Annotated in this window: 10 protein-coding genes and 3 pseudogenes; 7 read left to right on the forward strand and 6 right to left on the reverse strand. The window is 68.7% G+C overall.

Features of this window, described 5'->3' with window-relative positions:
- The first annotated feature begins 85 nt into the window (after positions 1-85).
- A complete protein-coding gene (locus IE264_RS37355) occupies positions 86-3,532 on the forward strand; it encodes a DNA polymerase III subunit alpha (RefSeq protein WP_190167903.1) in 3,447 nt (1,148 codons plus the stop codon).
- On the forward strand, positions 3,529-4,587 hold the full coding sequence (locus IE264_RS37360) for a DNA polymerase Y family protein (protein ID WP_190167904.1): 1,059 nt from the start codon (positions 3,529-3,531) through the stop codon (positions 4,585-4,587). The genes IE264_RS37355 and IE264_RS37360 overlap by 4 nt, the downstream gene beginning before the upstream one ends.
- Before the next feature lie 213 nt (positions 4,588-4,800).
- Here the strand turns inward: IE264_RS37360 and IE264_RS37365 are convergent, their stop codons facing one another.
- Entirely contained in the window at positions 4,801-5,742 is a 942-nt protein-coding gene (locus IE264_RS37365; RefSeq protein ID WP_190167905.1) for a hypothetical protein, read from the reverse strand.
- A gap of 479 nt (positions 5,743-6,221) precedes the next feature.
- Here IE264_RS37365 and IE264_RS37370 point away from each other — a divergent pair, with 479 nt between their 5' ends.
- Positions 6,222-6,788: a hypothetical protein gene (locus IE264_RS37370; RefSeq protein ID WP_190167906.1), complete on the forward strand. Its 567-nt coding sequence runs from the start codon at positions 6,222-6,224 to the stop codon at positions 6,786-6,788.
- A 290-nt stretch (positions 6,789-7,078) separates the two neighbouring features.
- Here IE264_RS37370 and IE264_RS37375 read toward each other — a convergent pair whose 3' ends face one another.
- Positions 7,079-7,579 carry a TspO/MBR family protein gene (locus IE264_RS37375; RefSeq protein ID WP_229887975.1) on the reverse strand — a complete coding sequence of 167 codons (501 nt, stop codon included), beginning with the start codon at positions 7,577-7,579 and terminating at the stop codon, positions 7,079-7,081.
- 294 nt (positions 7,580-7,873) lie between these two features.
- Positions 7,874-7,963: pseudogene (locus IE264_RS38335) on the reverse strand (LexA family protein); the annotation flags it as partial.
- Positions 7,964-8,082: 119 nt separating this feature from the next.
- Between IE264_RS38335 and IE264_RS38525 the strand changes: the two are divergent.
- Complete coding sequence (locus tag IE264_RS38525) at positions 8,083-8,406, forward strand: WD40 repeat domain-containing protein (protein WP_268247738.1); 324 nt, start codon at positions 8,083-8,085, stop codon at positions 8,404-8,406.
- A 250-nt stretch (positions 8,407-8,656) separates the two neighbouring features.
- Complete coding sequence (locus IE264_RS37385; protein ID WP_190167908.1) at positions 8,657-8,884, forward strand: hypothetical protein; 228 nt, start codon at positions 8,657-8,659, stop codon at positions 8,882-8,884.
- A 146-nt stretch (positions 8,885-9,030) separates the two neighbouring features.
- On the opposite strand, the gene IE264_RS37390 is transcribed toward IE264_RS37385, so the two are convergent.
- Together IE264_RS37390 and lexA are read right to left on the reverse strand one after the other, a co-directional pair.
- Complete coding sequence (locus IE264_RS37390; RefSeq protein ID WP_190167909.1) at positions 9,031-9,285, reverse strand: hypothetical protein; 255 nt, start codon at positions 9,283-9,285, stop codon at positions 9,031-9,033.
- Between the two features lie 277 nt (positions 9,286-9,562).
- Entirely contained in the window at positions 9,563-10,249 is a 687-nt protein-coding gene (gene lexA, locus IE264_RS37395) for a transcriptional repressor LexA (RefSeq protein WP_190167910.1), read from the reverse strand.
- 1,330 nt (positions 10,250-11,579) lie between these two features.
- On the opposite strand from lexA, the gene IE264_RS37400 reads away from it, so the two are divergent.
- Positions 11,580-12,110 (forward strand): GNAT family N-acetyltransferase, encoded by a 531-nt coding sequence (locus IE264_RS37400; protein ID WP_229887976.1) that lies wholly within the window; start codon positions 11,580-11,582, stop codon positions 12,108-12,110.
- A gap of 266 nt (positions 12,111-12,376) precedes the next feature.
- Positions 12,377-12,463, forward strand: a pseudogene (locus IE264_RS38790) (WD40 repeat domain-containing protein); the annotation flags it as partial.
- 336 nt (positions 12,464-12,799) lie between these two features.
- On the opposite strand, the pseudogene IE264_RS37405 reads toward IE264_RS38790, so the two are convergent.
- Positions 12,800-13,888, reverse strand: a pseudogene (locus IE264_RS37405) (hypothetical protein); the annotation flags it as partial.

The raw sequence follows: 13,888 nt of genomic DNA on the forward strand, positions 1-13,888 counted from the left end.
CTCGCGTGTTCGAATTAATGTTCGATACAGTCGAAGGAGGCAAGGCGATTAGCTCTATTTTGGGGGTATTCAGTCGGAGGATGTCATGCGAGGAAGTGTTCCTCACTTGCATGTCAGTAGTGGGTTTTCAGCCCGCTACGGTGCCTCGCATCCGCATGACCTCGTCGCCCGCGCCGCCGCGCGAGGGATTGGAACGGTGGCGCTGACCGACCGCGACATGGTCACCGGCACGGTCCGCTTCGCGAAAGCTGCCACGGCCGCCGGAGTGAAGCCATTGTGCGGTGTCGATCTGGGCATCGCCCCTCATGCGCCCCAGGCCCAAGTCCGCCACCGCACCCCGGTGCGCGGCGGTGCGCACGTAGCGGAGGCACCGTTCCGGGCGACGTTCCTGGCCCGTAACGCGGGCGGCTGGGCGCGGCTGTGCCGGATGGTGTCCGCCGCGCACGCCGAGGCTTTCGCTGCGGGCACACCGCCGACCGCGTCGTGGGAGACGCTCGCTCAGTACGCCGATGAAGGTCTGACGGTGCTGCTCGGCCCTGCGTCGGAGCCGCTGAGGGCACTCGCCGCCGGCCGTCCGCACATCGCCGAGCGGCTTCTCGCCCCATGGCAGCGAGCCGTCGGCAGCGGGCTGCGACTGGAGATCGTTTGCTGGGGCCGTTCCGGCACCGGCCCAGGCTCGGTCCGCCTCGCCGCACACACGCTCACGCTCGCCGACCACCTCGGCATCCCAGCTGTCCTCACCAACGCTGTGCGGTACGCCGACCCCGTGCAGCACAAGGTCGCGGATGTGCTGGACGCGGCCCGGCTCCTGCGGCCCATCGACCGACGGCGGCTCGACTGCGGCGAGCGGTGGCTGAAGGACGGGCCCGCTATGACGGACATCGCCGAACGGGTGGTAGCGGCAGCCGGTACCGACCGGTCGCGCGCCGTACGGCTGATCGCCGACACCACCGCGGTCGCGGACGTGTGCGAGGTCGACCCGGTGCGGGACCTGGGGCTCGGGGTGCCGCACTTTCCCGAGCCGTCCGTGGTCGGGGCCGAGGCGGGGCCGGGCGGGGCGATGCGGCTGCTGCGGCAGCGGTGCGAGGGCGGCATGACAGCCCGCGGTCTCGACCGTGACCGGCAGGCGATGGACCAGCTCGACTACGAGCTCGGCGTCATCGGCCGCCTCCACTACGAGCCGTACTTCCTCGCCGTTGCTCAAGTGGTCGCGGACGTGCGGGACATGGGCATCCGGGTTGCCGCCAGGGGTTCCGGGGCCGGATCCATGGTCAACCACAGCCTGTTCGTGGCCACCGCGAACCCGCTGGAGCACAACCTGCTCTTCGAGCGGTTCCTGTCCGAGCGGCGTTCGTCGCTGCCGGATATCGACATCGATGTGGAGTCCGCGCGACGTCTGGAGGTCTACGACCGGATTATCGCCCGCTTCGGGAGGGAGCGGGTCGCGGTCACCGGGATGCCCGAGACCTACCGAGCCCGGCACGCCCTGCGGGACACCGGACTCGCCCTCGGGATCGCACCCGCCATTGTGGACCGGATCGCGAAAGCGTTCCCGCACATCCGGGCGTGCGACATCCGCTCCGCCCTGTCCGAGCTGCCGGAGCTGCGGGAGCTATCGGCCGCGGCTGGGCGGTTCGGGCCGTTGTGGGAGCTCGCCGAAGGGCTGGATGCGCTGCCGCGCGGGATCGCGATGCATCCGTGCGGAGTGATCCTCTCCAACACCAGCCTCCTGGACCGGCTCCCGGTCCAGCCCACGCCCGGAGGCGAGTACCCGATGCTCCAAGCCGACAAGGAGGACGTCGAGGACCTGGGCCTGCTCAAGCTCGACGTGCTGGGGGTGCGGATGCAGTCGGCGATGGCGCACGCCGTCACCGAGATCCGCCGCACCACCGGCCGGGCGATCGACCTCGACAACCCCGACCACGTCCCCCTCGACGACCGTTTCGCCTTCGCCCTCATCCAGAACTCCGACACCGTTGGCATGTTCCAGCTGGAGTCCCCCGGCCAGCAGGACCTGGTCGGCCGGCTCCAGCCCCGCGACCCGCAGGACGTCATCGCCGACATCAGCCTCTTCCGACCCGGCCCCGTCCAGGGCGGCATGCCCGCCCTCTACATCGCCGCCCGCCACGGCGCCACACCCACATACCCGCACCCCGACCTGGAACCGGTCCTGCGCGACACCTACGGAGTGACGATCTGGCACGAACAGATCATCGACATCCTTGCCGTCATGACCGGCTGCGACCGCGCCCTCGGTGAAGTGGCCCGCCGCGCCCTCAGCAACGAACAACGGCTGCCCAGGGTCGAGGCGTGGTTCCGGCAGCAGGCAGGCACCCGCGGCTACAGCCCGAAGGTCCTGGACGACGTGTGGGACGTCGTCTCCTCGTTCGGGGCGTACGGGTTCTGCCGGGCCCACGCCGTTGCGTTCGCGGTTCCGGCGCTGCAGTCCGCGTGGCTCAAGGCGCATCATCCGGCCGCCCTCTATGCCGGTCTGCTGGAACACGACCCCGGTATGTGGCCGGCCCGGGTCATCGTCGCCGACGCCCGCCGACACGACGTCCCCATCCTGCCCGTCGACATCAACACCTCCCAGCCGCACTACACCGTCGAACAGACCCGATCCGGGTGGGGCGTGCGGATCTCCCTGGCCACCGTGCACGGCATCTCCGACGACGAGATCGCCCGCATCGCCGAGGGGCAGCCCTACAACTCTCTCCAAGACCTCTTTGCCCGCGCCCACCCCAAGCTCCCGACCGTCGAACGCCTGGTCAGCATCGGTGCCTTCGACCAGCTCAAGGGCGAAGCAACACGGCGAGACCTGCTGCTGCAAGCGACCGAGCTCCACCGCCATGCCCGCACCCGCCCCACCACCGGGCAGCTGCCGCTCGCCACCACCCCACACGCCGCCGGCTCCTCAGGGCTGCGGGAGATGACCGCCCGCGAACGGCTCGACGCCGAGCTCGGCGTCCTCAAGATCGACGTCTCCCGGCACCTCATGGAGGACCACCACCGGCTGTTGCGCGAGATCGGCGCGACCGACGCCAAGCACCTGCGCACGATGCACCCCGGACAGCACGTCCTGGTCGCCGGTGTCCGCGCCTCCACCCAGACCCCACCCATCGCCTCGGGCAAGCGGATCATCTTCGTCACCCTTGAAGACGGCTCCGGCCTCGTCGACCTCGCCTTCTTCGAGGACTCCCACGAACGGTGCGCGCACACCGTCTTCCACCACGGCCTGCTCCTCGTACGCGGCACCGTCGAAGCCCGCGGCCCTCGACGCACCGTCGTCGGTGAGATGGCATGGGACCTCGACGAACTCGCCACCGCCCGCGCCACCCACGGACCCCAGGCCGTCCTCGACCTCCTCGGCAAGGACCCCTCCCCCACACCCGCCCAATCCGCACCCGGGCGGACGATCCCCGACGGCACCGCAGGGGCCCGCCTGCACCCCTGGAGCGACCTCCAACCCGCCGGAACCCGCTCGGCCGACCTCACCCGCTTCGGACACAAAAGCCAAGGGAGCGCCGGATGAACGGCACCAGAAGGCTGCGGCCGCGGGCGATCCTGCGACTCCACTTCCACCCCGCCGAGCGGAACATGGAGCTGTACGGGCAGCTGCTCGCTGTCGTCGACGGGATCAGCTCCCGCGTGGAGCCCCTGCCCGCTGACTGGTCCGCTTACGTCGACCTCGCTGGCGCCCTCACGTACTGGGGCCGCGACGTCGAGGGCCTTGTCGCTGTGCTCCGACTGCGCCTGCTCGCACTCCACGGCGTCCAGTGCTCGGCTGGCGCCGGCCCCACCCGCTCCATCGCCGCCATGGCTGCCGACGTCACCCCGCCGGGCGCCGCCATCGTGGTCCGCGACGACCCGTACGAGATCGCCGCGTTCCTGCGCACCAAACCGGCCTCCGCCCTGCCAGGCATCGGACCCAAGACCGCCCGCACCCTCGCCCGATACGGCATCACTTCTGTCGGCGACATCGCCGACACTCAGCTCCCCACCCTTCAGCGCATCCTCGGAGTCACGGCCGCCCGTCAAGCACACGACCGGGCCCACGGAATCGACAAGCGTCCCGTCGTCCCGGGCGCGGCCCCCAAGTCCTTGGGAGCCGGTCACCGATTCGACCGCGACGAGCTTGATCCTGAGCAGCACCACCGGACGGTGCTCCGCCTTGTCCAGGAACTCGGCGCCCGGCTACGCGCCGCCGGCGAGATCGCCCAGGCACTGACGCTCACCGTCTCCTACGCCGACCGCACCCAGACCACCCGCAGCCGCACCCTCAACGAGCCCACCGCCCACACACCCGCCCTGGCTGCCATCGCCCACGAGCTCCTCACCGGCCTCGGTCTCCAGCGTGCGCGCGTACGCACCCTCGCCCTGCGAGCCGAACGCCTCCGACCCGCCGAAGACACAATCCACCAACTCACCTTCGACAAACGCGACGACAAGCTCCGCCGCCTTGAGACGGCCCTCGACAAGGCCGCCAACCGCTACCGACCCGACATCGCTGGGACCGCATCGACCTTCCTCGGGCCTGCGACCCATCGGGAGCGGAGATCTCGCCAGCCGTCTACGCGGACGCGCTGATGCGGCAGCGCGCGGCCTTGTGCCGGGACAGGCTGGACGCGCCCCTCTTCAGGGACCGGGCGGCCCGTGCTCTGTGGGAGGTGACCGACGCGGAGCGGTCCCCCGCCCTGTCCGGCACCGATCGGCCCAAAGCTCTGACCGCCCGCCGGATAGGACGGAGGAGGCCCCCGCACCCGAAGGTCGAGATGCGGGGGCCTTTTGTCTTACACGGGATCAGGCGTAGTACCGCACGGTGCCGCTCGACGCCGCCGCGCTGCCCTGGCAGCGTTGGGTGAAGGTCACCCACAGCCCGGTCACTCGACCGTTGTCGTCCTTGACCAGCCGGTGCACGGTGAACTCGCCTTCGGCGCCGGCGCAAGCCCGCCCGTTACCGCTGAAGCTGAGCGTGGCGAGTCCCTCACCGCCCGAACCAGCGTGGTAGGTACGGCCCGCCTGGAGCGTTTCCCCCTGGGGCGCCATCAGCATCACCGACCAGGAGGACCGGTTCCCCCTCACCTGGAAAACGGTCTGCACACCCCAGCTCGACACCGAGAAGACACTGTTCGCCCCGGTGTAGGTCCCACTGGTGCCCTTGCCGACCCAATCCCCCTCGTCGCTGCTGTACGCGAACGACAGCGGAAACGCACGGTACTTGACCACACCCTTCAGCGCGGGCCCCTCCGCCGCCCCGCAGCGGTGCGTGAAAGAGGCATCAAGCAAAGTCACCGTGCCACTCTCATTGGTGGCGAACTGGTTCACGGTGAACTGCCCGTAGACCTCGGAACAGCCGCTCGTGGAAGCGGAGAGGTCCAGCCCCGGCGCTCGCCCCAGCGGCGGAGACTCCTCGGCGTTCCGGAACACCCCCGGCCGCAGAGTCTCCCCAACCGGCGCCTGGAGCCGGATCCGCCAGGTGCGGTCGGGCACCTCCACCGTCATCTGCACCCACTCCGCAGTGCCCCCGACCATGATTGGCACCACCGGATCCCTGAACTTCTCCCCGGCACCCTTCCCGAGGTCGTGCCCGGCTTCACTCGTATACGAGAACGAAGTCACCGGCACCGGCCGGTTCGGCTCCGCCTGCGCGAGAGAGGCACCCCCCGCCAGCATCCCGGCCACCGCCGCCAGAGCGGCGGCGATCCGCCCGACGCTCCGGGATCTGCGTCCAGCCTTCTTCATGTCCCATCCCCTCCTGTGACGCCACGCGGCGCAAGGGCAATGCCCCTCCCCTCGCATCCCCCAATCGAACGCCCACACACACCACAGGAGTTGCCCACTTCCGGAACCTCCAGCTCCACACGGAAAGGGCTTGCAGGCCCTCACCTTCCGGACAACCCGTACCCCCACTTACCGCAGCGATCATGGACCGTCATCGCCGACGACAAACTGAAGACCTCAGTAGATACGCGTTGTTCTCGGCCTGGCGATGGCGATCGGTGGACCAGATGCCCGATCGAGTTCACTGGAGGGTGAAGGGCCTCATCAGGGTTCGAGGAGCCTGCGGACTGGGCTGAACACCCCCAGGAAGGCCGGAACTGCCACCTTACGTTGGCGGCGAGCGAAGCGGGCGCTGGACGCGGCTTCCGCCTGCGGAGGTCGTACGCAGTGACGGTGAGGATGGGTTGCTCAGAGTCGCCCGGACTGGCAGTGTCTCGCGGATGTTCGACGAATCATCGATCACTCTCAGACGTATCGGGGCAGTCCTGCACCAGGCCGGGCTGGTGTCGCGGGAAACCGTCCGAGACGTCCTTGAACGCCTCGGTGGACACGTGGAGGAACAGCTGACGGGCTATGGAACTGCCTGTGCGCTGGAAGATTTCGGTGTGGCGGTCTCCGTCCACGCGGATGACATCGACTCCATCCACGACGGCTACCCGGCCCTACTGACGAACGCCGTCGCAGTGATCGGCGGGGGCGTCACCGTGAGCGATGTCCGGGTCGTCGAAGGTGGGGGTGCACTCGATGCAGGACGCTCCGACCGCCTGGAGTTCGTGAGAGACGGCCGGCTCGTGTCCATCCCTGCTGAGCACTTCTCAGAGGACTACTACGACCACGTAGCCGCCTGCCGCGCCATTGCCGAAACCGCCCGCAGCGAGGACTCCCGCTCCTGGCACCACACCGACTTCCCCCGCGTACCAGGCGCCGGCTACGACAGCATCATGGTCTTCGCCACTCCCGCACAGGTAGCAATCCTCCAGGAACACCTAGGGCTCACGTTTCACTGACCATCACCTCGGGCGGCGTTCCCCTCCAACCGGTGCAACGGGCAGTGACAGCACCGCACCTAAGCAAAGGCCGGCCGCCTGCCAAGAGCGGGACGGTGCTGACGGTGCGCACCGCGTCGAGAGTGGACCCAGGCTCCCCCTGCCAAGAGCCCGACGAGCCTTTGGTTTCTCGCCTTCCGAAACAGCTGGAGCAGCAAGGGACAGGGCCTGGCGGGGCGGCACTGGGCCAGGCCCCGTCTCGATAAGGCGCAGCCGGAGCTGCCTGAACCTTCGCGGACTGCGCGGGAGCCTCAGTTGTTCAGCCAGAGCGCAAGGTTCAGCGCTGCCGCGTAGCCGACCCACAGGAGGTAGGGCACGAGCAGCCAGGAAGCACGACGATCCACCCGGGCGGCGAGCAGCACTGTGGATACGACAGCTGCCAGGAGCAGGCTGATATCGAGGAACGCTGCGCCGTACTGTTCAGCGGCGAAGAACAAGGGGGTCCACAGTGCGTTGAGCGCCAGTTGCACTGCCCAGGCCACGAGTGCTGGGCAGCGCCCCGGACCGGGGCGCCGCGCGACGAGCCAGCCCGCCACCGCGATCGTCCCGTACAGCAGCGTCCACACGGGACCGAAAAGCCATCCGGGCGGCGCCCAGGCGGGCTTGTCGAGTGCGGCGTAGGTGCTGCCCGCGTCGCCGGTCGCAGCCGCACCCGCGCCAGCAACGCCGTAGCAGAGTGCAAGCATCAGCAGCAGAACGAGCCAACGCCTGCGGCGGGCAGGTGCCGCTGCGGTGTTGTGTGTCGATGGCAAGGGGGTGCGCTCCTATCCTGTGATCGGCGCGCAGGGCAGGCGCGACGTCTTGCCACAGGTACCCGGCCCGGGCCCCTCAAACGGCTGAGGAAGCACCAGCACCCTTCCGGGGTGATCGTTCGACCGCGTCCGCGCGCTGGATCCGCGCGGGTGTTGCAGCCGTCGGTCGAGTCGTTCCCGCGGCTCCAGTCAGCACTGTCGTCGACGACAGTCACCTGGTGCGGATGCGGTCCCGGCTTCACCGGCACCAGGCCGGCCTGTTCGGGTCCGTGCGGTGGCTGCTCCGGCTGGTCTTCAGAGGGCGCGGATGACGCTGACTACCTTGCCGAGGATGGTTGCGTTATCGCCGGGGATCGGTTGATAGGCCGGGTTATGGGGCATCAGCACCTGGCTCGCCAGCGTCGGTGACGAGCCAACGGTACGGATCTGGAACCCGGCAACCCGTAACCTGCACTGCCACCCTCACCGCCCTCACTAGCCACATAAGCCTCATCGGCTCAGCTATGTCAGTGGCGATCTCCCCGACGGCACCTGGCGCGCCAGCGCCGACTACCGACGGGGCAATACGAGTCTGGGACCGGGTCACCTGCACCGCCACCCTCACCGGCCATACAAAGATGCTGAACTCGCTGGCGATCTCCCCGGTCGGCGCCTGGCTCGCCAACACCGGGGACGACGGAACAGTATGGGTCTGGAGTGTGGCCGAAGGAAGCATCGTGGCTGTCGCTCGAGCAGACGGATTGCTGGCCGCTTCCGCGTGGGGAACTATCAACGAACTTGTGGTGGGAGGTAGGCGAGGGCTCTACCTGTTCGAGCTGCTGACGTGAAGCGGTGCGACACGGAAGCGACCACGCGTCCGGCCTCCTGGTGAAAGCAGATGGATACTCCGTCCGACGGGGTGCGGCATGTCTGCCTGGTTAGGTGGCCTAGAGGGTGCAGCGTGGTTTGCGGAGCCCGTCCGGGCGCCCTTCGCACGTCGACCGGACGGGCCGCCTCCACCCATCCGTTTCGGTCGCTTGCCGCCGCCATCCGCGCGGGCCGAACGCCGTCGCCTCCTCCGTGGTGGGGTGGCCTTGTGTGGCAGGCTGCTTTACTGCCCTCGGCGATCATCTGCCGCTAAGTCTGCCGGACGAGCCCGGAGCGTGCGGGCAGAGCACCCGGGATCACTACGCCTCCTACTGCGCGCAGCTGAAGGCGCGGGCGCAGGTGCGTATCGAACGGGATCTGCCGGAGCCGTTCGCCCGGATCACCGGCACCGTCGTCTACGACAGCCACCTGATCCTGATGCGTACCCGGATCCGCTGACACCGCGTGTCCGCGTACACGTGAACGTACCCAACTGTGTACGGGCGAACGTGCTCAACTGGTGATGTGCTGAGGCCAGTACCTCGCCCGGCGACACCTGACCCACGAGACGGCACCGATCGGCGATCGGTGCCGTCTCGCGCCGACTACACCTCGTTGAAGCCACGCGACGCGTCGTAGACGTCGAGTTCGATGAAGACCACGTAGAAGCTCGTTACGACGTACTGGACCATGACGTGGTCCTCCCAGACCGAGCGGGTCACTGTATCGGTCGTATAGGTGAGATGGCTGCCAGCGCCCTCTGGCTCGGCTGCGATCCTGCCGACCAGACGCAGAAACGTCTCTCGATCTTCTGCCGGCATGTAGTCACGGAACCGCGCAACCTGCTCGGTGAACTGCACTCGTCTCTTCATCAAGGCAGGACTCTATGGGCACGGTCAACGCCCGCGCCGGGAATTACGACCGGGCCTGCAGGCCAGCTTCCCTGAAGTCCGAGACAAGGTCAGCCGAGCCCCAGGGTGGCCGGCAGCCGACGCACGTGCACTGAACGTCGTCATGGGCGAGCTCCAACTGAGCACGTTTATCTGTACTTCGTTGAGCACATTCGCAAGTACGCCGACGCCGCGTCCCGTGACGGCTCCGGCCCGGTCCCCGTGGGCCATCTCCCTGGGTGGTTTCTCAGAGGGTGCGCATGACGGTGACGACCTTGCCGAGGATGGTCGCGCAGACTCCGGGGATCGGCTGGTAGGCCGGGTTGTGGGGCATAAGCAGTACCTGGCCATCCTGCCGGTGGAGCCGCTTGACGGTGGCTTCGCCGTCCAGGAGGGCGGCGACGATGTCGCCGTGCCGGGCTGTGGAGCACTGCTGGACGACGACGTAGTCCCCGTCACAGATGGCGGCGTCGATCATGCTGTCGCCGACCACCCGGAGGGCGAAGAGGCGCCCCTCCCCCACCAGCTGGCGGGGCAGCGTATAGACGTCCTCGACCGCTTCCTCGGCGAGGATCGGCGTACCGGCCGCGATCCTCCCCAGGAGCGGGACGTCCGCCGTGCGGAAGTCGGGGAGCGGGATGGTGCCGTGGACGAGGTCGGTCCAGCGGGCGCGGACGCGGTAGGCGCGCGGCCGGTGCGGGTCGCGGTAGAGGAAGCCTTTGCGCTCCAGCGACATCAGCTGATGGGACACCGACGAGCTGCTCTTCAGCCCGACGGCCTGCCCGATCTCCCGCATCGACGGCGGATAGCCCTGCAGGCCGACCTGCTGCTCGATGAAGTGGATGATCGCTGCCTGCCGGCTGGTCAGCCCCACCCGGTTGGCCCGGGTCCCCGGCGGCCGACCCGCCCTGCCCTTCGCCTCGACAACCTGCATCTGGCGCCCCCTCCCTGACGGGATCTTGCTTTCGGGGACACTAACCCGCCAACCACCGCATAGGGAACACTGTTGCGATTTGCGACATGAGCAGGGACAGGGCGGTGACCTGCCGTGGTGAATTCTCCGGAGCCCATGGTGAGTGGCTGCCTCCCCTGTCAGGTGCAGCGTGGTGAGTTCCCGTGGGCCCGAGGTGAGTCACCTCGGTGCGGGGTGCCATCCGTGGTGAGCAGGGACCCCGGCCGTGGTGAGTGGCAGCCGGACCGTGGTGAGTAGCAGCCGGGCCCTGGTGAGCGGGCGGCCGGACCGTAGTGAGTAGGAGGTCGGACCGTGGTGAGTTGGAACGGAACTCACCACCGGGAGTTCCAGCGCCGCGCCCAGTTGGAACCAGGGGTGTGGTGAGTGACGTTGAAAGCGGCCGGAGTTGCAACTCGGGGCGCCGCTGGTTCCAGGTTCATTTTTCTGTCCGGGGCCCGGAGTTCCAGTCCCGTCAGCCTCTGGGGCGATCATCGCTGCAGAGGCCGTCTGGTCGTTCCAACTCGGGCCCGTCATCGTCCTTCGAGGGGGAGCTGTTCCGGGACGGAGCCGGGGTCAGAGTTGGAAAAATGCAGGTCAGCTCGTTCCAACTCACGATTCCAACGTCGAGCCCTTGGTCGGCGGGCTGTCTGCCGGCGAGGCCGGCCCGGTCGGGTGGCCGCTCTGTTCCAGCGTGGTGAGTGCGCCCGCCTGCCGGTCCTGCGGCGAGCGGTCACCATCGCAGGCGTCCCCTCCCCCGTCGCCCCGTCCGCTTTCCAACGCGGTGGCGGGTTGGAAAACGGCCAGGTTCAGTGACGTACGGCAGTCTGCTTCTCGGCTCGCTTGATGTCGCCGAGGTACTTCCGCACCGTTCCAACGGTGTAGTCCGTGCCGACTCCTCCACGGGCAGCTCCCGGTAAGGGGCGGCCACAACCTCCGCGCCGGGTTCTTCAGCACCGTCCCGAGAAGGCGTGCGCGCGGGCGACTGGGAATCCTCATCTGCACGACGCGGCGGCCTTGGCCGGCCCCGTCCGCCGTCGCCCCGCCCCCCGGCGGCTGCGCCGATGGGCTCGTAGGAAGGCGCGTTGGAAAGGGAGCGCTGCTCCTCGGGTGCCTTGTCCCGGATCGCTTGGTTCCAGGATTCCACCTCTTACAACGTGGTCTGAGGTACCCGACCCGACTGGGTCTCCTGGCCGGAGCCCAACCAGGCGCTGGTCCCGCCCGCTCCGACGGGGAGCGGGCCTTCTCCGAAGCAGGTCAAGTCATGTGACTGCGCTCATCTAGGGTGGCGGGGAAGATGGGAAGGAAAGCGGTCATGAGCATGGTGCTGAGCTCGACCAGTCTGACGCTGCGGCCGTGGGAGCCGGGGGACACTGATGTGTTGGCGGCGCTGGCGGATGATGAGGAACTGCGTCGATGGACGTCACATCGAGTGGCCGGGCCGCAGGACGCGGTGCGCTGGATCGCGGCTCAGGAGGCGGGCTGGAAATCCCGGAAGCGCCTCAGTTTCGCCATCCTTCTGACTGGGCGGGCCGTGGGGCACATCGTTCTCAAGCGGTCCAAGGACGAGACGTGCGGCGAGCTCGGCTACTGGACGGGGGCTTCGGCACGGGGCCTCGGCGTCGCTTCCAGGGCCGTGGAACTACTGACAGCCTGGGCCTTCGACACCAGAACGGGAGTGGGACTCAGTCGTCTGGAACTGATCCACAATGCCGCCAACCCCGCCTCCTGCCGGGTCGCGCAGAAGACGGGCTACTCCCTGGCGAGCGTCCTACCGGCTCGGGCACCGCACGAGGCGGAGAGACATCTCCACGCGCGCGAACGCGAGGCCGTTCCTCGGTCGTGACAGGCCGAGCGCCGAGGTGCCACCCGGACTCCCCCGGAGCCGGCCTGGCCGTGGTCGAACGCTACGTGGGGCTGATGGCCGAAGGTCTTCTGCGGAGTCCGGGCCACCAGGTCACTCGCGCGCTGACCGCCACCTCACGGCCGATGAGCGCCCCGGACCTGTAAGGGCCCCAGCCGCCGAGATACACAGGCGAGCTCGGCGGAAGGCGAGGCAGTTCCCCTGACGCCGACGGCACCTCGCTCACCACCGCCAGCAGCGACGGGACGGTGCGGGCCTGGGACCGGGCAACCGGCACCTGCATCGCCACCCTCACCGGCCACACCGAACCGGTGAACTCGGTGGCGATTTCCCCGACGGGGCCTGGTTCGCCACGGATTTCCCACCCCGTTAGCCTCCGGGGAGATCACGTCTGCAGAGGCCCCCGAGTTGTTCCAACTCCGGCCCGGCATCGTCCCCCGAGGGAGAGCTGTACCGGGACCGAACTGCGATCAGAGTTGGAAAATTGCAGGTCAGTTCGTTCCAACTCACGATTCCAAGGTGGGGTCTCCGGTCGGTGGCCGCCCTGTTCCAGCGTGGTGAGTGCGCGTGTCTGGCGATCTTGCCGTGTGCGGTCGTCCTTCGCGGGCCTCCACTCCCCCATTGCCCCGTCGGCTTTTCCAACTCGGTGGCGGGTTGGAAAACGACCGGGTTTAGTGGGGCGCGGCAGCCTGCTTCTCGGTGCGCTTGATGTCGCCGAGGTACTTCCGCACCGTTCCAACGGTGTAGTCCGTGCCCTCGGCAAGCAGCGGTGCGAGGGCGTTCGCCGACCTCGCACGCTCCTGCGCGGGGAGCTCCCGGTAGCGGGCGGCCACAATCTCCGCGCCGGAGAGCGCCTTCTCCTCGTGCAGCGGGGTTTCCTCCTTTGTCGGCTCCCGCGCCGGTTCGTCATCACCGTCCCCAAGGCGTGTGGGGGCGAGCACCTGGTCCCCGTCGCCCGGGTCGGGAATCCTCATCTGCACAACGCGGCGGCCCTGTCCGGTCCGAGCCGCCGTCGCCCCGCCACCACTCCCGGCGGTTGCGCCGACGGAGGCGTTGGAATAGGAGTTGGAAAGGGAGCGGTGCTCCTCGGGTGCGTTGTCCCGAGCTGCTGATTCCACCTCTTCCAACGTGTGAGGGGCACCCCCCGAAGGGGTCTCCTGGTCGGAGCCGAACCAGGCGCTGGTTCCGCCCGCCTGTCCCGGAGCCCGCTCCCCCACCGGGGCTGCTTCCGACTGCGGGTCGGGCTCAGTCGGCCGGGAGCCCAGGGGGTCCTCGTTCCCTGTCTCGCGCTGGAGGTGCTCGGTCACCGGCTCGGGTGCCGAGTGCTGGAGCTGGAACTCGTTGACCACGGGCTGCAGCAGCGGTTCGGGGAGCGGCCCGCCGGTTGTGGGATCGGTGATGTCGTACAGCGCGAGGAACAGCCCGAACTGCCGGGCATCGGGGAAGGCTCCGCGCTGCTGCACGAACGCCTCGACGGCCGACCTGTAGTCCAGGTCCGGCAGCACCGGCGCCGACTGCGTCCGCGGCTCTGATGTCTTCGGTACAGCTTCGGCCTCACCCACCACCGGTACCTCGCCTGCGGCCGCGGCGGGCTGCTGGGCCTCGTCGGCCCACTCCCCCACCCGCTGGCGACCGATGCTCAGCACCACCGGTTCGCTGCCTGCATCAACCCGCTCCACCGTGACGTGTTCCGATTCCTCAATGCCGGCGGCGGCGAGCCCGGCCGGGGCGGTCTCGGCGAGCGGGACGCCGTACTTCGC

This window comes from Streptomyces microflavus, from assembly GCF_014650075.1.
GTDB classification, from domain to species: domain Bacteria; phylum Actinomycetota; class Actinomycetes; order Streptomycetales; family Streptomycetaceae; genus Streptomyces; species Streptomyces microflavus.

Excerpts from the sequence above, each read along its gene's own strand:
- IE264_RS37355 (WP_190167903.1), top strand. The coding sequence starts at position 86 with ATGCGAGGAAGTGTTCCTCACTTGCATGTCAGTAGTGGGTTTTCAGCC.
- IE264_RS37360 (WP_190167904.1), top strand. The coding sequence starts at position 3,529 with ATGAACGGCACCAGAAGGCTGCGGCCGCGGGCGATCCTGCGACTCCAC.
- IE264_RS37365 (WP_190167905.1), bottom strand. The coding sequence starts at position 5,742 with ATGAAGAAGGCTGGACGCAGATCCCGGAGCGTCGGGCGGATCGCCGCC.
- IE264_RS37370 (WP_190167906.1), top strand. The coding sequence starts at position 6,222 with ATGTTCGACGAATCATCGATCACTCTCAGACGTATCGGGGCAGTCCTG.
- IE264_RS38525 (WP_268247738.1), top strand. The coding sequence starts at position 8,083 with ATGTCAGTGGCGATCTCCCCGACGGCACCTGGCGCGCCAGCGCCGACT.
- lexA (WP_190167910.1), bottom strand. The coding sequence starts at position 10,249 with ATGCAGGTTGTCGAGGCGAAGGGCAGGGCGGGTCGGCCGCCGGGGACC.
- IE264_RS37400 (WP_229887976.1), top strand. The coding sequence starts at position 11,580 with ATGAGCATGGTGCTGAGCTCGACCAGTCTGACGCTGCGGCCGTGGGAG.